Source organism: Bacillus sp. FSL K6-0042 (assembly GCF_038006685.1).
Lineage (GTDB): Bacteria > Bacillota > Bacilli > Bacillales > Bacillaceae_G > Bacillus_A > Bacillus_A pseudomycoides.
In genome coordinates, this window is the sequence record NZ_JBBOVS010000001.1 from 3,991,908 (window position 1) to 4,012,299 (window position 20,392).

22 protein-coding genes, 1 pseudogene and 1 other annotated feature are annotated in these 20,392 nt (G+C 35.9%); of the genes and pseudogenes, 14 read left to right on the forward strand and 9 right to left on the reverse strand.

The window, feature by feature from the left end; genetic code table 11:
• Window positions 1-71: 71 nt before the first annotated feature.
• The 5 genes from ccpA to MHH45_RS20535 all read left to right on the forward strand — a co-directional run bounded on the left by ccpA (window position 72) and on the right by MHH45_RS20535 (window position 5,270).
• Window positions 72-1,070, forward strand: coding sequence for a catabolite control protein A (ccpA, locus tag MHH45_RS20515; protein WP_016116661.1), 999 nt, complete (start codon window positions 72-74; stop codon window positions 1,068-1,070).
• A 452-nt stretch (window positions 1,071-1,522) separates the two neighbouring features.
• Window positions 1,523-1,834, forward strand: a complete 312-nt coding sequence (locus MHH45_RS20520) for a hypothetical protein (protein ID WP_016116660.1) — start codon at window positions 1,523-1,525, stop codon at window positions 1,832-1,834.
• A 75-nt stretch (window positions 1,835-1,909) separates the two neighbouring features.
• Window positions 1,910-3,940 carry a hypothetical protein gene (locus tag MHH45_RS20525; protein WP_088093801.1) on the forward strand — a complete coding sequence of 677 codons (2,031 nt, stop codon included), beginning with the start codon at window positions 1,910-1,912 and terminating at the stop codon, window positions 3,938-3,940.
• 2 nt (window positions 3,941-3,942) lie between these two features.
• Window positions 3,943-4,590, forward strand: a complete 648-nt coding sequence (locus MHH45_RS20530) for a putative bacteriocin export ABC transporter (protein ID WP_016116658.1) — start codon at window positions 3,943-3,945, stop codon at window positions 4,588-4,590.
• Window positions 4,591-4,997: 407 nt separating this feature from the next.
• Window positions 4,998-5,270, forward strand: a complete 273-nt coding sequence (locus MHH45_RS20535; protein ID WP_016116657.1) for a DUF3917 domain-containing protein — start codon at window positions 4,998-5,000, stop codon at window positions 5,268-5,270.
• Window positions 5,271-5,331: 61 nt separating this feature from the next.
• Here MHH45_RS20535 and MHH45_RS20540 read toward each other — a convergent pair.
• From MHH45_RS20540 to MHH45_RS20550, 3 genes are all read right to left on the reverse strand, one after another.
• Window positions 5,332-6,665, reverse strand: a protein-coding gene (locus MHH45_RS20540) for an IS3 family transposase (protein ID WP_340862339.1) whose coding sequence is annotated in 2 segments (ribosomal slippage) — window positions 5,332-6,278 and window positions 6,278-6,665 — 1,335 coding nt in all. Because the reading frame shifts where the segments join, the coding sequence is not laid out codon by codon here.
• A gap of 125 nt (window positions 6,666-6,790) precedes the next feature.
• Window positions 6,791-7,189, reverse strand: a complete 399-nt coding sequence (gene mscL / locus MHH45_RS20545) for a large conductance mechanosensitive channel protein MscL (protein ID WP_016116656.1) — start codon at window positions 7,187-7,189, stop codon at window positions 6,791-6,793.
• A gap of 147 nt (window positions 7,190-7,336) precedes the next feature.
• On the reverse strand, window positions 7,337-8,269 hold the full coding sequence (locus MHH45_RS20550; RefSeq protein ID WP_016116655.1) for a Gfo/Idh/MocA family protein: 933 nt from the start codon (window positions 8,267-8,269) through the stop codon (window positions 7,337-7,339).
• Window positions 8,270-8,401: 132 nt separating this feature from the next.
• Here MHH45_RS20550 and MHH45_RS20555 point away from each other — a divergent pair.
• Window positions 8,402-8,509, forward strand: a pseudogene (locus MHH45_RS20555) (DNA-binding response regulator); the annotation flags it as partial.
• Between the two features lie 5 nt (window positions 8,510-8,514).
• Here the strand turns inward: MHH45_RS20555 and MHH45_RS20560 are convergent.
• Genes MHH45_RS20560 through MHH45_RS20575 form a run of 4 tightly spaced genes read right to left on the reverse strand, consistent with a single transcriptional unit; the run spans window position 8,515 to window position 11,881 of the window.
• On the reverse strand, window positions 8,515-9,372 hold the full coding sequence (locus MHH45_RS20560; RefSeq protein ID WP_016116654.1) for an alpha/beta fold hydrolase: 858 nt from the start codon (window positions 9,370-9,372) through the stop codon (window positions 8,515-8,517).
• Between the two features lie 52 nt (window positions 9,373-9,424).
• Window positions 9,425-10,591, reverse strand: coding sequence for an acetoin utilization protein AcuC (locus tag MHH45_RS20565; protein ID WP_018764514.1), 1,167 nt, complete (start codon window positions 10,589-10,591; stop codon window positions 9,425-9,427).
• Complete coding sequence (locus MHH45_RS20570) at window positions 10,588-11,232, reverse strand: acetoin utilization AcuB family protein (protein WP_016116652.1); 645 nt, start codon at window positions 11,230-11,232, stop codon at window positions 10,588-10,590. Before MHH45_RS20570 ends, MHH45_RS20565 begins: the two co-directional genes overlap by 4 nt.
• A 16-nt stretch (window positions 11,233-11,248) precedes the next feature.
• Complete coding sequence (locus tag MHH45_RS20575; protein ID WP_016116651.1) at window positions 11,249-11,881, reverse strand: GNAT family N-acetyltransferase; 633 nt, start codon at window positions 11,879-11,881, stop codon at window positions 11,249-11,251.
• Between the two features lie 180 nt (window positions 11,882-12,061).
• On the opposite strand from MHH45_RS20575, the gene acsA reads away from it, so the two are divergent.
• The 7 genes from acsA to MHH45_RS20610 all read left to right on the forward strand — a co-directional run bounded on the left by acsA (window position 12,062) and on the right by MHH45_RS20610 (window position 17,541).
• Window positions 12,062-13,780, forward strand: coding sequence for an acetate--CoA ligase (acsA, locus tag MHH45_RS20580; RefSeq protein ID WP_016116650.1), 1,719 nt, complete (start codon window positions 12,062-12,064; stop codon window positions 13,778-13,780).
• A gap of 98 nt (window positions 13,781-13,878) precedes the next feature.
• Window positions 13,879-14,436: a maltose acetyltransferase domain-containing protein gene (locus tag MHH45_RS20585; protein WP_033671531.1), complete on the forward strand. Its 558-nt coding sequence runs from the start codon at window positions 13,879-13,881 to the stop codon at window positions 14,434-14,436.
• 69 nt (window positions 14,437-14,505) lie between these two features.
• Window positions 14,506-14,886 (forward strand): hypothetical protein, encoded by a 381-nt coding sequence (locus MHH45_RS20590; RefSeq protein WP_016116648.1) that lies wholly within the window; start codon window positions 14,506-14,508, stop codon window positions 14,884-14,886.
• A complete protein-coding gene (locus MHH45_RS20595; RefSeq protein WP_016116647.1) occupies window positions 14,867-15,400 on the forward strand; it encodes an RNA polymerase sigma factor in 534 nt (177 codons plus the stop codon). The genes MHH45_RS20590 and MHH45_RS20595 overlap by 20 nt, the downstream gene beginning before the upstream one ends.
• A complete protein-coding gene (locus MHH45_RS20600; protein ID WP_016116646.1) occupies window positions 15,393-15,638 on the forward strand; it encodes a hypothetical protein in 246 nt (81 codons plus the stop codon). The genes MHH45_RS20595 and MHH45_RS20600 overlap by 8 nt, the downstream gene beginning before the upstream one ends.
• Before the next feature lie 78 nt (window positions 15,639-15,716).
• Window positions 15,717-15,942 (forward strand) — a binding site (T-box leader).
• 68 nt (window positions 15,943-16,010) lie between these two features.
• Window positions 16,011-17,267, forward strand: coding sequence for a tyrosine--tRNA ligase (tyrS, locus tag MHH45_RS20605; RefSeq protein WP_077295316.1), 1,257 nt, complete (start codon window positions 16,011-16,013; stop codon window positions 17,265-17,267).
• Between the two features lie 145 nt (window positions 17,268-17,412).
• Window positions 17,413-17,541: a hypothetical protein gene (locus MHH45_RS20610; RefSeq protein ID WP_016116644.1), complete on the forward strand. Its 129-nt coding sequence runs from the start codon at window positions 17,413-17,415 to the stop codon at window positions 17,539-17,541.
• A gap of 129 nt (window positions 17,542-17,670) precedes the next feature.
• Here the strand turns inward: MHH45_RS20610 and rpsD are convergent, their stop codons facing one another.
• Window positions 17,671-18,273 carry a 30S ribosomal protein S4 gene (rpsD, locus tag MHH45_RS20615; protein WP_016116643.1) on the reverse strand — a complete coding sequence of 201 codons (603 nt, stop codon included), beginning with the start codon at window positions 18,271-18,273 and terminating at the stop codon, window positions 17,671-17,673.
• A gap of 352 nt (window positions 18,274-18,625) precedes the next feature.
• Between rpsD and megL the strand changes: the two genes are divergently transcribed.
• Entirely contained in the window at window positions 18,626-19,816 is a 1,191-nt protein-coding gene (megL, locus tag MHH45_RS20620) for a methionine gamma-lyase (RefSeq protein ID WP_016116642.1), read from the forward strand.
• Between the two features lie 42 nt (window positions 19,817-19,858).
• On the opposite strand, the gene MHH45_RS20625 is transcribed toward megL, so the two are convergent.
• Complete coding sequence (locus MHH45_RS20625) at window positions 19,859-20,338, reverse strand: GAF domain-containing protein (RefSeq protein WP_016116641.1); 480 nt, start codon at window positions 20,336-20,338, stop codon at window positions 19,859-19,861.
• Window positions 20,339-20,392: the final 54 nt, after the last annotated feature.

Consider the following 20,392-nt stretch of genomic DNA (forward strand, 5'->3'; position numbering starts at 1 on the left):
TGTCTTTTTTTCATTTTAGTGAACCGATACATAAAGATAAATAACATAATATAGAAGGAGTGTGCGAAGAGATGAACGTAACAATCTATGATGTAGCGCGCGAAGCGAACGTTTCGATGGCAACCGTATCACGTGTTGTAAACGGTAATCCAAATGTAAAGCCTACAACAAGAAAGAAAGTATTAGAAGCAATTGATCGTTTAGGATATCGCCCAAATGCGGTAGCACGTGGACTAGCAAGTAAGAAAACAACAACAGTAGGTGTTATTATTCCAGATATCTCTAATACATTTTATGCAGAACTTGCACGTGGAATCGAAGATATCGCAACAATGTACAAATATAACATCATTTTGAGTAACTCTGACCAAAATAAAGAAAAAGAGTTCCATTTATTAAATACAATGCTTGGTAAACAAGTGGACGGTATTGTATTCATGGGTGAAGATATTACAGATACTCATGTAGAAGAGTTTAAAAAGTCTCCAGTACCAATCGTTTTAGCAGCATCATTTGATGAGAACAATGAAACATCATCAGTAAATATAGATTATATACAAGCAGCTTATGATGCAATGAAGCATTTCTTAGAACAGGGTCATAAACGTATTGGTTTTGTATCAGGCCCTTACATTGATAAAGCGGGAAGCGCAAAGAAATTACAAGGTTATAAAAAAGCTTTAGAAGAAGCTGGTATCGCTTATGATGAAAATCTTGTAATCGACGGAGATTACACATACGACTCAGGTCTAGAAGCATTTGAAAAGCTTTGGGAACTTGATCAAAAACCAACAGCAATCTTTGTATCTTCAGATGAAATGGCACTAGGTGTAATTCATGCAGCACAAGATGCAGGATTAAATGTACCAGAAAACGTAGAAGTACTTGGTTTTGACAACACACGCCTTGCATTAATGGTACGCCCGCAGCTTTCAACAGTTGTACAACCAATGTATGACATCGGTGCAGTAGCAATGCGTCTACTTACAAAATACATGAACAAAGAAAACGTAGAAGATCATACAGTTATCTTACCTCACCGTATTCAATTTAGAAATTCAACGAAGTAAGAATAGGAAAACTCACAGGGAACCCTGTGAGTTTTTATTTTGTTCTAATGATATAAGATGTAATTTCTTTCATTTACCGTCTTTAAATTTGTTGAAACGGAAAATATGACAGATCAGGTTGAGAAATATTCATTTTTTTCTGTTTTTCTTTTAAGGTAATTATTGGCTCGGAGTCACAAATAAAAAGTATGCGGGTACAATCATTAGTAAAATTGATCTCATATTGAAACGCTCCTCTCAAAAAAACAATGTATTAATAAATAAAATTTTAAAAACTATAATAGCTTTTTTTGTAAGGTTTTCATTAGAATATTTTCGTTTACACATGTTTTGTCAAGATTTGTTTTGTTGAGAAAAGTTATAATTTCCGTTTTTGGAAAATAATCACAAATTTAAAAATTGTGTTATATTGAGTTCGGGGAAAAAGGACAATAAATATAGGGGTGGATACTATGAAAAAAATGAATCGAGTTATCATTGCATTCTTAACAATTATTACGTTTGCAATCCCGGTAGGAATTGTTTCGGCAGCATCAGTAGCAAATGGGGAATTGATTTATAAAGGCGGACAAACGGATTCAAAAGTATACTCTGATATTAGAGATGCGAAGCCTACTAATAATAAAAAATATATGGTATGGGCAGCTGTAAAGGTTTGTGGCAACACATATTCATCTGGATGGAAAGCAGATCAAGCTTATAAAGATGCGGACAGAAAATGGTATTGTGATGAAACTTCGCATTACGACTACTACCAAAGATAATATCTAAAAAATTTTTGTCCTTTTCCCCCTTCCTAAATGTATTTTTAGGTTGAATATGATGTGCAGGAGGATAGTATGAAAAAATTATTATTTATCTTTCTAATTGGGCAGCTATTTCTGCTATCTTATATATTTAATAAATCCGTTTATGATATATATGAGTTGAATAATTTAGGAGATACCACTCTTGATGGTTATATTGTAGAAGATGTTTCCGGGAATAAGTTGAACGAATTGTATGAGGAAATGAATTCGGCATGCTTATCAAATAAAACGTGCCAATTACAACTTATCAAAACACCTGTATCTAAGTATAATCAGTTTATTTATGACATATATCATAGTCAGGAAAAGGATATAAATAAACCGAAATCAATTTCATCTGATACAGTTTTAAATTATCATCCATTAACAAAAGAAGATTTTGTTGATAGCAATGGCGTATTTTATACGAACTTATCATTGGATAGATTAAATGATTTATCGAAGAAAATAGGAATTACCATTAATCCGTATCATAACGATATTGCTTATAGTCAAATTGTTACATACAATATTTTAAACTTTGTTATTCTCTTCATACTGACACAATTAGTTTTATTGATTTATACATTTACAAGAATAAAAGTAAATGCGATTAAAAAGATGCTTGGTTATTCGAAATTTAAAATGGTACAAGCGTCATTAAAAGACTTTATATTCATGGAAAGCATCATACTTATTATTACACTAGGCATTCATTTTCTATATTATGTATTCCTCGATAACGTTGTACCTCGTTATTTCTATTTATTGGTAGCGTTTTTAGTACTAGTGATTGCGATAAATGTTGTCATGCTATTGTTTACTCAAATTAGCTTAAGATTTATCGATATAAATTTGATGATAAAAAATAAAGTATATTCGAACAGGTTAAATTATATTTTATATGCAATTAAGATCCTCTTAATATTATCTATCACAGTTTCAATTTCTTCTTTTATCACGAATTACAGAGAGTATAAAGCTAAATCAAGAGATTTAGAGCGATATACGAAACTAGAGGGTTACTTTACATCGAATGGCTTTAACTCTAATGAGGATGAAAAAGTGCGAAATAATCCTAAATTAATAGCTGAATACGGTGAGGCTGTTAAGAAAATGTATCATCATTTTGATGAAAAAGAAAAGTTATATGTGAGTGATGCTTACATTCTTGAATTATTAAAACCGACATATTTAGAAATGAATGGTTTAAACAAAGAAGATTTATACACTTCTATAAAAGATAATTACATAGTAGTTAATGAAAGATATATACATGATTTTATGAAAATTAAGAATGAAGCAGGAATAAAAATAACAAATTTTCATGTAACAAAGCCTACAATCTTGGTGCCAGCTAAATATAAATCCCAAGAATCAAAAATTAAAAAGATTTATATTGAACAATATAATCAGTTACTGAATTATAATGAAAATTTTGGACTTCCTAAATCCGAATCAAAGAACATTGATAATGTAGAAGTTATCTATATTGCTAATAATCAGGAATATGAATTGTTAGGTAAAAATATGTCTGAAGATGATTCCGATATGAAACTGAAAGACACAATTATCATGATTGATCAAGGGAATTTTGGCAGCTTGTATTATTATGATCAGTTAAGTTCAGGTAACGTTTATTTTCATTTAAACCAAAGGGATGAATTTAGCCAAATACTTGCGAAGCATCATTTAAATAAACTTGTGAACGTTGGTACACTGTTAACACCTTATATGGATAAAGTGCATTTTGTAGAATTTATTATGTACAATTCTTTCGTCTTCACACTACTATTCTTATTTACATTAATTTTTGTAATTTGTATTTCAAATTATGTAGATATTGTCTCGAATAGTAAAAGGTACGCAATCCAATATATTTATGGATACAGTGTAATGAAAACATTTAAATTACATTTGATTGTATATGTGATGTTGTTAGGGATGACTCTTATGAATGTATTTATAGAGTTTAACATTCCGTTCTATCTTGTGATACTTGTAGTTGATTTTATTATTTTATTGTATTTTTATAAGAAGATTATTAAAAACGATACGCACAAAATCGTTAAAGGTGGATAAAGATGGAGATTATAAAACTCGTGAACGTTACGAAAACATATGAAAAGGAAGAAGTACTTTCAAATATTCATTTAACTGTAGAACAAGGTGAAATGATCGCAATTACTGGTAAAAGTGGAAAAGGAAAAACGACTCTCTTAAATATTATTGGCTTAATTACGAAAAAAGATAAAGGAGATTTATTGTTATTTGATACAAAAAATCCGTCGATTCATTCGAAAGAAGCGATGATGTTCAGAAGGGAAAAGATAGGTTATTTATTTCAAAATTATGGGCTAGTTGATGATGAAACGGTAAAATGGAACTTAAATTTGGCCCTAGAATATAAGAAGTTAAGTAAAAAAGAGAAACTCGAAAAAATTGATACCCTTCTTAATGAGTTTGGACTATCTCACTTGAAAGAAAAAATGGTCTATCAATTAAGTGGTGGGGAGCAGCAACGAATTGCAATCATAAGACTAATTCTACAAGAAAGTGATTTAATACTAGCAGATGAACCTACCGCTAGCTTAGATGCTGAAAATGAAAAAGTAATACTAGAGTATTTGAAACAATTGAATGAAAAAGGAAAAACAATAGTAGTTGTTACACATAATCAAGATATATTGCCTTATTTTTCGCGTGTCATTCGTTTACATGAATTGTCTTAAAGATAGAGGAGAGTGCAGAGTTATGAGAAGGAATTTTCATAACTCTGCACTTTTCTATTACTCAAAGCAACTGATTCTTCTTAGCTGTACGAATAAAAAAGAATAACATGGATTATGATCTTAATTATTTTCAATAAACGTCCATAGTTCATCTGTATTACGTAAATTATTATCTATACACATTTGTGCAGTTATTTTGAATCCTGTTAACAAATCATCAATTTGTAAAGTATGATAATTCTCTATATCTCCTTCCCTCTAGCATACTCTTTTTAACAGTACTCCAACATTCATCCCCTTCCTCAAGCACGTGCAGGACATAGGGGGTCATTCACCAGTAAAATTTCCTACAATTACGAAATGTCATGTATAATAGAAAGAAAAGGTTTGTGAGGGGGGAAGAAAAGATGATCGTTCTTTGGATGATTACGCTTTGTATGACTACTGTTTTTGCATATATGACGTTAAAACAAAATGGTCTAAAGCGCTTTGTTCCAGGAAGTATTCTTGCAGGAATTGCCCTTATCACGTATGTAACTTCTATTTTTATTGAAAGTATTTCAGTGAATTTGAGCACAAGCTTCGTATTTGTTGCAATTACATTATTTGCAGGTTCTATTATGATATTAGTGGTTGCCGGTATTATTTTGTTCATTCATATGAATTCGGAAACGCTATAAGATATAAAAAAGCATGTCCTATGTAATCTGTACCCTTTGTAAAGGACATTTTTAAAAAAAGTTATGCAACATCAAGAAGATGATTTCTGTATTCAACAGGAGTCATCTTTTTTAAATTCCATTGATATCTATAATGATTGTAATACGTCATGTAGTTCTTAATTTCATTTTTTAATTGTGCAAAAGACTCACAAGGTTTTATATATGCTTCATCTTTAAAATGACCAAAAAATGATTCTTGTGGGGCGTTATCCCAACAGTTTCCTCTTCTTGACATGGATTGTCCTAATCCATATTTCTTGACCAACTTTTGATAAATAGGACTTGTATAGTGAGAGCCTTGATCAGAATGAATAAATGCTCCTTCGGCTAACTTTACCTTTCTATTCTTCTTTAGCTTTACAAGTGTATCTATGGCTAAATCTAACGTAATTCGACTAGAAACGTGGTAAGCCAAAATTTCATTGGTTGATCCATCCTTAATAGTCGATAAATACGCTTTCTTTCCTTTTCCGTAAAATAAATAAGTGATATCGGTAAGTAATACTTTTCCCGGGATGTTTTGTTTGAATTCTCGCTTTAATAAGTTTGGGACCACTCTATGTTCTTGCGTCGCTTTCATCATTTTTTTATAAGGATTCGCTTTCCGAATCTGGCAAACAATCTTGTATTTTTTCATAATTCTTCGTATACGCTTCAAATTGTAAACAATATGAAATTGCCCCTCCAATGTCATTTTTATTTGACGGGCTCCTTTTTGACGTCCTTTAAAATGAAAAGCTTTTAATATGATTCTCTTCACTTTCTCGTCTTTTTTATCCATTTGTTTTCGTTGTTCTCTAGCTTTCAAAGAGAAATAGTTATAATATCCAGAACGTGAAACGCCAGCTATCTTACATAAGTGACTCACCATATTTCTTAGGTTATATTTTACGATAACAGAACGAATCAAGATATATTTTTTACTAGGTAGTAACGTTATTTCCTTTTCATCCTCCCTTCCATAAGTTTGATCTTTTTTAACAGCTCATTTTCAGCTTTTAGTAAGTTCCGTTCAGCTTCTAAACGCGCATACTTTTCCTCTAAAGTAAGTTCTCTCTCTAAAGATCTCCCTAGGTTTTCTTTACGTGTATCACGTAATCCTAATACACCATTTTTTCTATAAGCGGCACACCATCTATCTCTTGCCGACGTAACACGCTTCATTCCGATCATATCTATATCAAAACCATATTTTTCAAAAATGTCTCGTGGTAACTTTCCTTTTCTATTTTCTTCAATAAATATGCGCTTAAAGTCGTCTGTATAAGTAATTCCTTTCTCACTCATAGATTTTACGTATGGATTCTTTGATAGCGTTTGAACCTCTTTTTCTGTAAATAGCTTTTTCGTCATTGTGAAATTTCTCCGATTCTAATTTTTCTCCTATTATACAAGAAATACCCTATAGAATAGACTTTTTTTTAAGTGTCTATTCTATAGGGTACATTTTAATGTGGGCATGCTTTTTATCCGTTCAATTATGCGTTGTCTTTTGAAGCGTTTTGTTGTTTCAATAAGTCGCGAATTTCGCCAAGAAGTACTTCTTCTTTTGTTGGTTCTGGAATTTCTTCTTTCTTTTCTTCTTCTTTTTTGAATGTTAGCTTGTTGAAAACTTTAATAAATGCAAAGATAGCAGCTGCGATGATTAGGAAGTCAAAGATAGTTTGGATGAAGTTACCATACATAATAGCTGTTTTACCAAATGTAATTTTTAAACCTGTAAAGTCGATACCACCCATTAACATACCGATTAATGGTATGATAATGTCTTTTACTAAAGAACTTACGATTTTCCCGAAAGCAGCTCCGATTACAACCCCGACAGCTAAATCCATAACATTCCCTTTTAAAGCGAACTTTTTAAACTCGTTCCACATTTATAATTTCCATCCTTTCCACGATTCAGTATGAAACTTATAATTCCTATCAACATATTCTATAGAAGTTTTTGATAGAAATAAAGGGGAAATGGGAATGAAAGTAAATTCTGAAAAATGTATCCGTTTCCTTCTATAAAATCCAAATTATGTGATTTTCATTTCGGTAGATTGTAGTAATGAATCTAGCATTTGTTGGGATTTTAATCCTTCTACTCCATCAACTAGTGGCTTTGTATCCCCTTGTACACAATTGATGAAATGCTGCACAGCATCTTCAAAACCACGCTGCTTTAATGTCGTTCCCCATGAAGGTGAACCGCTTTGTGTAATGCGATTATCTTGTTCAACCTCTAGCGCATTCATGTTTTTTACACGAATGATTTTCCCTGTTGTGACAAGTTCGATTTGTTCTAGATTTGTACCAGCATGGCGATGCATAGCGGTAGAGAGTAATGTACCAGCTGAACTTGTATACGTATGATGGCCATAAAGGAGTTCATTTTTTTCGTTTGTTTGCAGCATATTATGAACAACGCGAAGATTACCATTTGCTAACCAGCGTGCTGTATCGACGATGTGTAAATAATCATCAAGCATTGTAAAGTCATATGTATATGGACCAACTTTGTTTGTGCGATGTTTTTCAATACGAATCCATGAAATATCATTTGCTTGTTCTTTTGCTGTAACATACATAGGGACAAATCGACGGTTAAAACCAACCATTAGTTTACGATTATGTTTTTCACTCAGTTCCACTAATCTTTCTGCTTGCTCGACCGTAGCAGCTAATGGTTTGTCAACGTAAACATCGATTCCTTTTTGAAGAAGTTCGGAAACGATTTCATAATGTGTTGCAGTGGAACTATGGACAAACATTGCATCGCATTCTGAAGCGAGAGTTTGTAAGCTAGTGAAGTCTTGAATACGATATTGCTTACAGATTTGTTTGCGTTTTTCAGCATTTGGTGTAAACGCTCCTGTAAATATCCAATCTGTTTCTTTTGTAAGAGTTGGAAGATAAGCTTTTTGTGCGATGCTACCTAGCCCTATCATACCAATTCGAGGTTTATTCATATAGTTTCCCACCCTGCTATGGATTTTTATAAGTTGTATAGTTGTATAGCAACTATACTGTAGCATACGTATTAGAAGGAAACAAAGATTAAAGTTTTGATATACCCGAAGTACTCTTTTACTGCAAGCACTTCGGATGATTATATTAAAAAGCCGTTCAGTTCAAGTGAATTAGTTGCAAGAGTAAAAGCACATATCGCTCGTTATGAACGATTATCTGGAAATATGATCAAGCAGCAAGTGATTTAGTACTTGCTGCTTTCATGCTGTAATGGTTTATAGAAAGTTTTAATAATAGACGAAAAATAATCGCTTTCTTCTAAAAAAGGATAATGGTTGCTATGCTCAAACGGAATAAAGATAGAACCAGGTATACCTTTGTGCATCTCGATAGAATATTGCACTGGACATTGAACGTCATGATTTCCACAAATGATTAATGTTTTTGCTGTAATAGATGAAAGCTGATCTCTTAAGTCGAATTGTGGGTATTCGTTAGCGAAAGCGTTCATCCGACTTACAGCCATTGTTTTATAAATCGGTTTCGAGAAGTATGTTTTATAGCGTTCTGGCTCATATAAAGATAATTTTGTTCGTTCAGCTGATAATACACTTCGCTCTTTTGGAGTAAGATTAGGGAGTTTCAATTCTTCCATAATGTCTTGCATGTATTGAAATTGTGGATGATTCGGATGGTAAATGCAATCGGATGTTTCTGTATAGTTACTAGCAGCAGCACCTACAACGATTAAGGATTGTAAAGAATTTGGATAAGTCACGGCATATAGGAGTCCAAGCATACCGCCTGTAGAATGACCAGCGAAATGCCATGATGAAAATTGCAATGCGTCTTTTAGTGCTTCTAAATCTTCAATTGCTTCGCTCAAGCTCAATTCAGTTTCCTGTGTAGCTTTTACAGAATGACCAGCATCTTTTAAATTAATAAGAAATACACGGTGAGTACGAGTAAAGCTCTCTGCAAAATAATCACCAGTTTCATTAAACTGTGAATAATGATGTGTAACACAAAGTGGTTCACCATCGCCTTTTATAAATACTTCAAAAGTACCACGCTTTGTATGTAAGCGTTTTTGTTCCCACATAAATATCACCTTTCATAAAAAAGAATAGGAGAAAGTCCCCTATTCTTATCATTTAATATAAAGCCTTTTTCGTATTATTCCGAATAATTTCAAGGGATTTTGCCACTGTTAATGCATTTTTTTCTTCAATTTCTGGCTTTCGAGGGATAGGGCTATACATGTTGTTAGGGTCTTCCCATGTGAGGGGAAGTTCAATAGGTGCTTGTCCTTTCCAAGCTTCAATCCATTCTGGGGGAAGATAACCTGAGATGTTTTGGATATTGTTCATTTCGAGCCAAATGAGTGCCCATGCTCTTGGAACGACGCGCCATATATCATAGCCGCCACCACCAACGGCGATCCAGCGTCCGTCGCAGTATTCATTAGCGATTTCATGAGCAAGCTTTGGAATTTCACGATAAATTTGCATCGTTGCACAAAGGTGAGTAAGAGGATCGTAATAATGTGCATCGGCTCCGTTTTGCGTTAAAATGATATCCGGTTTAAAGTAAGCTGCGACTTCTTTTACCACGGTACGATAAGATTGTAAAAAAGATTCGTCTTCTGTAAAGGCATCGAGTGGAACGTTAAAAGAATAACTATAGCCAACACCTTGACCGCGCTCGTTTACAGCGCCGGTTCCAGGAAATAAATAGCGCCCAGTTTCATGTAGTGAGATGGTGCAGACGTTAGGGTCATCATAAAAGGACCATTGTACACCATCACCATGATGGGCATCTGTGTCAATGTATAAAACACGCAATCCATATTTTTTTTGCATATATTTTATAGCAATCGAGCTATCGTTATAAATGCAAAAACCAGATGCTTTACCGCGAAATCCGTGGTGCAGGCCACCACCTAAATTTAATGCGTGCTTTACTTGACCTGAAAGAACGGCATCTACAGCCGTTAATGTACCGCCAACAAGTAATGCGCTCGCTTCATGCATATTTGGAAACATCGGTGTATCTTCTGTTCCAAGACCATATGACATGGCGATTGATCTTTCTAATTTTCCTTCTCCAGCACGTTTTACCGCATTTATGTATTCCTCTGTATGAATGAAAGCAATCTCCTCATCTGTTGCCATTCGCGGTGGAATAACTTGAGAAGGGTGAATCAGCCCACTCTTTTCTAGTAAATCGTAGGTGAGTGTAACACGAAGCTGATTAAAGGGATGTTCAGGGCTAAAGGAATAGCCCCGAAAATCATCTGAATAAATGAAGGCACTCTTCATGCCTGCATCCCCATTATGTTTGGCCATAAGACATGATAACCTTTTTGCTCTAATGTTTCGATCACTCTTAGAGGATTCATCGTTTGAATGCGGAAAACGAGTACTTTATCATTCTCATCTCTTGCTGGATAGACGAGAACGCTCACAATATTAATATGTAAATCACTAAAAATAGCAACTACCTTTCCGAGAATACCAGGTTCATTTTTCACTTGAATTTCAATTTGTGAACTTGGCTGATGGGCACCTGTTAGTTTCACGAGTGTATGTAATACTGTGGATTCTGATATGATTCCAACAAGCTTTCCGCCCTTTGTAACAGGAAGACAGCCAATTTTATTTTCAAAAAATAGTGTTGCAATTTCCTCTACAAAGTCAAGAGGATGGCATGTCATTACCGGTTGTTTCATAATTAGCTTAATCGGTTGCTTAAGTGTATCCATTGAAACTTGTTCATCAAGAATCGACGGACTCGCATCGCGTACGTCGCGATCAGAAATAATACCGACTACATTGTTCTCATGATTAACAATGGGAATGTGCCGAATGCTTTTCGCATTTAATGTGCGCAGTGCTGTTTCTATCGTATCATCTGGGTGCAGTGCGATTACATCATGATTCATAATTTCTTCTACAATCATTCCATATGCCCCTTTCTTAATACATAAAACGATTTTTAAAGCGTAAACGGTCAAAATCTTGGATGGAATTTGTATCGACGCGGTTGCCGATACGAACCATTAAACAGTTAGCTGGGTGGGAACAAATTTCTGGATCATCTGTTGCCATCCACTCTAGTCCGCCGGCATTCATCATCTTTTCCATTACTTTACGGTATTCCCAAACATTTAAACCAGTTTGTTTTAAATCCCAGTGCCAATAATATTCAGTCGTTAATATAATATAATCTTCCATATGATCATCCATCATCGAAACCTCTAATAGATTTTTTCCAACCGAGCATCCGCGGAATGCGGGAATGACTTCAATTGCTCCGAGTTCAATTAAGTTTTCCATGTTTCCTTCTGACCATCGTTCTAGCGGATCAGGATATAAATATGTAACATATCCGACAATTGTTTGGTCATGTCTTGCGATAATGAGACGAGCTTCTGGTAATTTAGAAATTTCGACAATCGCTTTATATTGTTGATCAGCGGGACGAAAGGCAACTAAGTCTGGATGAAATTCACACATTTCAAGATTATGGGTAGATACAGGACCTTCAATGATTAAGGTTCCTTGCGTTGTTTTTAAGTTTCTTGCATTATATATTTTTTTATGAATCAATGTTTTGCTCACCACCTTGAGGGTTTGTGAATCTACTATATATTATCGTACTTTATAATATATGCGATGTGAATCGAATTTTGTCAGTAAAAATTTGTCTAAAAATCAACAAATATACTGAAAATTTTAAATAATATCATTATAATAGATAATAGAATACATAGGAGGGGGATGTAAAGTATGAAAGTAGAAACGCTTCCAGTTATTAAAGGAGAAAATAATTTGCCCGATTATGAAGAAACATATGCAGGTTTCAACTGGGAGGAGGTTAATAAAAACTTTTCTTGGTATGAAACAGGCCGAGTAAATATGGCATATGAGACAATTGATAAACATGCGAAATCTGATCGAAAAAATAAAGTGGCACTTTATTATCAAGATGGAGTGCGCAAAGAGAAATATACATTTAAAGAAATGAAGGAGTTTTCCAACAAAGCGGGAAATGTCCTGAAAAACTATGGTGATGTAGAAAAAGGAGATCGCGTTTTTATTTTCATGCCGCGTTCACCAGAATTATATTTCGCACTTCTTGGTGCAGTGAAATTAGGAGCAATTGTTGGTCCGTTATTTGAAGCATTTATGGAAGGAGCGGTGCGCGATCGTTTAGAAGATAGCGAAGCGAAAGTGTTAATTACAACGCCTGAATTGTTAGAGCGTGTTCCGCTTAATGATTTACCAGCGTTAAAAACAGTCTTTCTTGTTGGAGAGAATGTAGAAGAAGGCGGAAAACTTGTTGCGTTTAATCCATTATTTGAACAAGCTTCTAACAAACTACAAATCGAATGGTTAGACCGTGAAGATGGATTAATTCTTCATTATACGTCCGGTTCTACAGGGAAGCCAAAAGGTGTTCTTCATGCGCAAAATGCAATGGTGCAGCATTATCAAACTGCAAAATGGGTGCTCGATTTAAAAGAGGACGATGTATATTGGTGCACAGCTGATCCAGGTTGGGTAACAGGAACTGCTTACGGGATTTTTGCACCGTGGTTAGTAGGTGGATCAAATGTCGTTTTAGGAGGGCGTTTTAGTCCAGAGGCATGGTACGAAGCACTGCAAGATTACGGTGTAACAGTTTGGTATAGTGCGCCAACAGCATTCCGCATGTTAATGGGAGCTGGCGAAGAAGCGATTAAGAAATACGATTTATCAGCACTCCGTCACGTACTAAGTGTTGGTGAGCCGTTAAATCCAGAAGTAATTCGCTGGGGAATGAACGCATTTGGCCTTCGTATTCACGATACATGGTGGATGACAGAAACAGGGGCACAAGTTATTTGTAACTATCCTTGTATGGAAATTCGCCCCGGATCAATGGGGAAACCAATTCCAGGTGTGAAAGCAGCGATTGTTGATAACGAAGGAAATGAAGTACCGCCATATACAATGGGGAACTTAGCGATTGCTAAGGGCTGGCCATCGATGATGCGCGCAGTTTGGAACAATCCGCAAAAATATGAATCTTACTTCATGCCAGGAGATTGGTATGTATCAGGTGACTCTGCTTATATGGATGAAGATGGATATTTCTGGTTCCAAGGGCGTATTGATGATGTCATTATGACTTCTGGTGAGCGCGTTGGTCCATTTGAAGTAGAAAGTAAATTAATTGAACACGCTGCGGTAGCAGAAGCTGGTGTAATCGGTATTCCAGACCCAGTGCGCGGTGAGATTATTAAAGCGTTTATCGCACTGCGCGCAGGTTATGAAGCATCTGATGAATTAAAAGAAGAGATTCGTCAATTTGTGAAAAAAGGCTTAGCAGCTCATGCAGCGCCAAGACAAATTGAATTCCGAGATAAACTACCGAAAACGAGAAGTGGTAAAATTATGCGACGCGTGTTAAAAGCATGGGAGTTAAACTTGCCAACAGGCGATTTATCAACAATGGAAGATTAACAGAGAAAGGTCTGAACGTATTATTTCGTTCAGACCTTTCTTTTTTGTGTTATCATAAGAAAAATAACTTATATATACGTGTTAAAGGGGATGCTATTATGAAAACAGAAAAAGAAAAAATGATACAAGGTGAAATGTACGTACCGGCTGATCCAGTATTAGTACAAGACAGGGAGCTGGCTCGTATATTAACAAGAAAATTAAATGAAACACCGGAAACAAAATCTGAAGAACGTAGTTTGCTAGTAAAAGAATTGTTTGGATCCATAGGAGACAACATTCATATTGAATCTTCTTTCAAATGTGATTACGGCTATAACATTCATGTTGGAGAAAACTTTTATGCTAATTTTGATTGCGTCATTTTAGATGTCTGTCCAGTCACAGTCGGTGAGAACTGTATGTTAGCTCCAGGAGTTCACATTTACACCGCAACACACCCACTTGATCCCATTGAACGTATCAGTGGCAAGGAATTTGGGAAACCAGTAACAATTGGGAATAACGTTTGGATTGGTGGAAGAGCTATTATTAACCCAGGGGTTACGATTGGAGATAATGCGGTGATTGCTTCTGGTGCAGTTGTAACGAAGGAAGTTCCTGATAACGTTGTAGTTGGTGGGAATCCTGCGAGAATAATTAAAAAAATAAAATAAATTCTTTTGAACCATTTGCCTCTGTCGGTTGTATAAGTTTATGACATGATAGATTAGGAGGCGACCTACATGCTAATTGGATTTATTGTTTCAGGTGCTGTAGTAGTTATTATGATGATTGTTATTCTTGGAATTGTGATACCTTTTGATAGGAAATATATCGTTCGAACAAACGGATATAAAATTGATTTTACAAAAACAAAAATATATTTTCGCTGGAATGTATTTGATACAATTTCTGTCTGTCTTGCGGTGTATGCGTGCATATGCGTACAAGTATTAAATATTTTAGTCTCGAGCGGATTTACGGTTCAAAATCCATACGTCCAGTTTTTTACGAATCAATCACAAGTGTGGACACTTGTAGCAAGTGGGTACTTAATTAGCCGAATTTCTTTAACCTTAAAAGGAATAAAGGAGATTAAAAAACATGGCGCAGATTGGGAGTGAGGAAGAGCTCATGCTTGCGTATCAAAATGGGGATAAGCAAGCTGGAGAAAAACTATATGTTTTAATGAAACCAGCGCTATATACATTTTTGTATCGATTTAACCGTGATGAGCAATTGAGTATAGATCTCGTTCAAGATACATTTTTATCGTTAGAACGTAAGAAGCATATGTATGAGATTGAAAAGGGGAAAATTAAAACGTATTTGTTTCAAATCGGTTATCGCCTTATGATTAATAAATTGAATCGAAGAAAAAAGTGGCGCTCTCTTTTACCGTTTTTAGTACCAATACAGGAGAAGGAATTTTCAGAAGAAGACCGGCTCACCGTAAGAGAGGCGATTTTGAAAGTTCCTGAAGAGCAAAGGGCGGTCCTTATTCTTTCTTATTATCATGATATGCCGCAAAAGGAAATTGCAGAGGTTTTAGGTATTTCTGTAGGAACAGTGAAATCGAGACTTCATAATGGTATAAAGAAATTGAAACAATTGCTGGAGGTGGATGAAATTGAGTGAAAATCCCTTAAAAAAAGAGTATAAATTAAAGCAGCATTTAGATAGCGACCATGTAGAAATACTGGATTTTCCAAAAACGGTAAGTCGCTTCGATCGATTACTTGGATTCCTTGCCTCCCCAGCAAAAGATCCTGTGGAAGCGACTATTGGAAATGATTTATCGATTGTGTTTCATGTTTCACTATTAGTTGGTGTTCCAATCCTCTCCCTTATTACAATATTCATTGCGACTTTGTAAAGGAATGGAAGACTAAGAAACTCACGCCTCTATTTGACATGCCTATATAAATGATGGTATAAAGAAAAGTATATAAATAACTGAGCGTGGAAAGGGAGAAGTAGTGATCATTTCCCTGTTTTAGAGAGCTGATGGTCGGTGGAAATCAGCACATAGATGATCGCGAATTACGCCCCTAGAGCATCTTTTTTCGATTGAATCGTATTCAAAAGGGAAAAGACGGTGCTGAGCCGTTATGTGAATGAGGTGGCAGGTTTTTGCCTGCAACTAGGGTGGTAACGCGATGATCAAAATCGTCCCTTATTTGAGGGGCGATTTTTTTATGTTTTCACATTTCACGCTCTATTTAATTTAAAGGAGAGTATGTAGAATATGGGTATTTTACAAGATCTTGAGTTTCGCGGGCTAATTAATCAGCAAACAGATGCTGAAGGTTTACAACAATTATTAGAAAAAGAAAGCGTTAAATTATACTGTGGTTTTGATCCGACAGCAGATAGCTTACACATTGGTCATATGTTACCGGTATTAATGCTACGTCGTTTCCAATTAGCTGGTCATCAACCAATCGCACTTGTAGGTGGCGGTACTGGTATGATCGGTGACCCAAGTGGTAAAAAAGCAGAGCGTACATTAAATACGAAAGATACAGTTGCTTACTACACGGAAAGTATTAAAAATCAGCTTTCAAACTTCTTAGAGTTTGAAAATGTAGAAAACCCAGCAACGATGGCTAATAACTATGATTGGCTTGGTAACTTAGATGTAATTACATTCTTACGCGACATCGGTAAAAACTTCGGTTTAAACTATATGTTAGCAAAAGATACAGTAGCATCTCGTTTAGAGACTGGTATTTCATTTACGGAATTTAGTTACATGATTTTACAATCATACGACTTCTTAAACTTATATCAACAACACGATTGCCGTCTGCAAATCGGTGGTAGTGACCAATGGGGTAACATTACAGCTGGTCTTGAATTAATTCGTAAATCAGAAGAAGATGCGAAAGCATTCGGTTTAACAATTCCGCTTGTTACGAAATCTGATGGTACGAAGTTTGGTAAAACAGAAGGCGGCGCAATTTGGTTAGATCCAGAGAAAACAACTCCTTACGAGTTCTACCAATTCTGGATCAACACAGACGACCGCGATGTTGTAAAATACTTGAAATACTTCACGTTCTTATCTCATGAAGAAATTCTTGAGCTAGAAAAACAAGTATCTGAAGCACCAGAAAAACGTGCAGCACAAAAAGCATTAGCTTCTGAAATGACAAAACTTGTTCATGGCGCTGAAGCATTAGAGCAAGCAATTAAAATTTCTGCAGCATTATTTAGCGGTTCTGTAGCTGAACTAACTGCAAACGAAATTGAGCAAGGTTTCAAAGATGTACCATCTGTAGAACGCAGTGCAGAAGATACAGTATTAATCGACTTGCTTGTTGAAAGCAAAATTTCACCATCAAAACGCCAAGCGCGTGAAGATGTAACAAATGGTGCAATTTACGTAAACGGTGAGCGTACACAAGCATTAGATTATGTTATAACAGAAAAAGACCGTATTGAAGGTAAATTTACAATTATCCGCCGCGGTAAAAAGAAATATTTCTTAATTCGTTACTAATCAATACAGGTTTATAAAAAAAGGCTTTGGGGAGACATACTCCTCAAAGCCTTTTTGTTTTAATCTTCTTTCTATGTTCATACGGAAATCACAAGTGAGGAGTATGATATATGTATAAGATAAAAGAAAGGAATGGTAAAAGAAAATGTCACTAGAAGCGCTCATCATCTTTTCTTTGCTAAATGCTAGTCAGCTTGCGGAGAATACACAAAGTGATGTACATAAAAATCCTAAAGATGCTTATGTGTATGTGGAGAAACAAGAAGATAAATAAACTTTATTTTATATATAAGAGTAAGTTAAAAAAAGGATGATAAAGATAGCGTTCGCTTTCGTTATCATCCTTTTTTAATAAGTGCTATAAGAACGAAAAAAGCCGATCCAAAGGATCGGCTTTACGTCATTAACGAGAGTAGAACTCTACGATTAACGCTTCGTTGATTTCAGCTGGTAACTCAGCGCGCTCAGCGTGACGAGTGTAAGTAGCTTCTAATTTGTCAGCATCGAAAGTTAAGTATTCTGGTACGAAGTTGTTAACTTCGATCGCTTCTTTAACAACAACAAGGTTGTTAGATTTTTCGCGAACGCTGATAGTTTGACTAGGTTTTACACGGTAAGATGGGATGTCTACGCGAGCACCATCAACCATGATGTGACCGTGGTTTACTAATTGGCGAGCTGCACGACGAGTGCGAGCTAAGCCCATGCGGTAAACTAGGTTGTCAAGACGAGCTTCAAGAAGGATCATGAAGTTTTCGCCGTGTTTACCTGGCATTTTACCTGCTTGGTCAAATGTGCGACGGAATTGACGCTCAGTCATGCCGTACATGTGACGAAGTTTTTGTTTCTCTTGTAATTGTAAACCGTATTCTGAAAGTTTCTTACGTTGGTTAGGACCGTGAGGACCTGGTGCGTAAGGGCGTTTTTCTAATTCTTTACCTGTGCCGCTTAGAGAGATTCCAAGACGACGAGACAGTTTCCAAGCTGGACCTGTATAACGAGCCATAGTTGACTCCTCCTTTAAGTGTTTTTATTTTCGTAAAATAAAAACAGACGTAATCGACATTTATGCGCATTTTGTTTTCATGTACCTTCGCTCCAGCAGCAGGGAGTTACGAGATACACCTCACACAAGAGGAACAAAATACAAACAATAAACTCACATTACAAGGCTGCCTTTTTATTTTACACAAACGCTATTATATCTTTTGAATGGGATTTCGTCAAGCGAGTTTCCATTTTGTTTTATACATGTAAAGTTTGGAAATTACAAGAAGGAATTTAAAACAACATGAAAGAAAGGATAGCAACAGATAGAAAACGCTTACATAAAATAGAAATATAAGGGGGATGTTTGTATGAAAAAGAAACATATAGAAACAGCGCTTATTCATCACGGGTATGAGTCTAAGATGCATAAAGGAAGTTTAACGCCGCCGCTATTTCAAACTTCAACTTATACATTTGAAACAGCGCAGCAAGGAGAAGCGAGTTTTGCTGGGCAGGATCCATCTTATATTTATTCGAGACTTGGAAATCCGACTGTGGAATTGTTCGAAGAGCGTATGGCTGTTTTAGAAGGGGGTGAATCGGCACTAGCATTTGGTTCTGGGATGGCAGCAATCTCGGCGACGCTCCTTGCATTTTTACGTGCTGGAGATCATATCATTTGTTCGAATGGATTATATGGGTGTACGTATGGTTTTTTAGAAGTACTAGAAGAGAAATTTATGATTACTCATTCATTATGTGATATGGAAACAGAAGAAGAGATTGAAGAGACAATTCGTTCGAATACAAAATTGATATTTGTTGAAACACCAATTAATCCAACAATGAGGCTTATCAATTTAGAGAAGGTTATCAAAGTTGCAAAACAAAATGAACTGCTTGTCATTGTCGATAATACATTTTGCTCGCCATATTTACAAACGCCTCTTACACTAGGCTGTGATGTTGTTCTTCATAGTGCTACAAAATATATTGGCGGTCACGGCGATGTTGTTGCTGGTGTGACGGTTTGTAAAACGAAGGAGCTAACTGAACAAATTCGGCCGATTCGAAAAGATATCGGGGGAATTATGGCACCTTTTGATGCATGGCTCTTGCTGCGTGGTTTAAAGACGTTAGCTGTACGAATGGACCGGCACTGTGATAATGCGGAAAAAGTCGTGGCCTTTTTGAAAAATCACGAAAGTGTTGAGGCAGTTTGGTATCCAGAAGGAGAAATAGCATCGTCTCAAATGAAGCGCGGAGGCGGTGTGATTTCATTTACGATTAAAGGTGGAAAAGAAGAAGCACAGGCATTCATGAATGAATTGCAATTTATTACAATTGCGGTGAGTCTTGGTGACACAGAGACGTTAGTGCAACATCCAGCAACGATGACGCACGCTGTCATTCCAGCGGCAGTACGCCATGAAATGGGCATTTCTGATAATTTAATACGCTTATCTGTTGGATTAGAATCATGGGAGGATATTGTCTCGGATTTAGCGTACGCGTTCCTGAAGCAATCGAATGCATTTTCTCATGTGAATGGGGAATGAAAAAATGAGCCATCGATTTACGAAATCGATGGCTCGCATCTTTTACATATGTTTTAGGAGCGTTTCCACAAATTTCTCTAAGTAGTGCTGATCCACTTCGTCGAAACGATTTTTTTCGGGACTATCAATATCGAGTACACCAATGACGTTGTCTTCTTTTATAATCGGTACAACAATTTCAGAATTAGAAGCGCTGTCACAAGCGATGTGCCCAGGGAACTGATGAACATCTGCAACAAGCTGCGTTGTTTTTGTTTCAGCTGCTACGCCGCAAACACCGCGTCCAAAAGGAATACGAACGCACGCTGGCATTCCTTGAAATGGTCCAAGTACAAGTTGAGTTCCTTCTGTTACATAAAAGCCAACCCAATTAACACGCTCTAAAAATTGGTTTAGAAGAGCCGAAGCGTTGGAGAAATTAGCGACTACATTTGGTTCACCAGTTAATAATGCATCAAGTTGTTTAATTACTGTTTCATATTGCTGCTCACGTGATCCTGCATAACTTTTTTTTGTAAACATGGAAACATCACCCTTTCTATCGAGAAATGTAAAATCATAGCAAAACACGCTGTA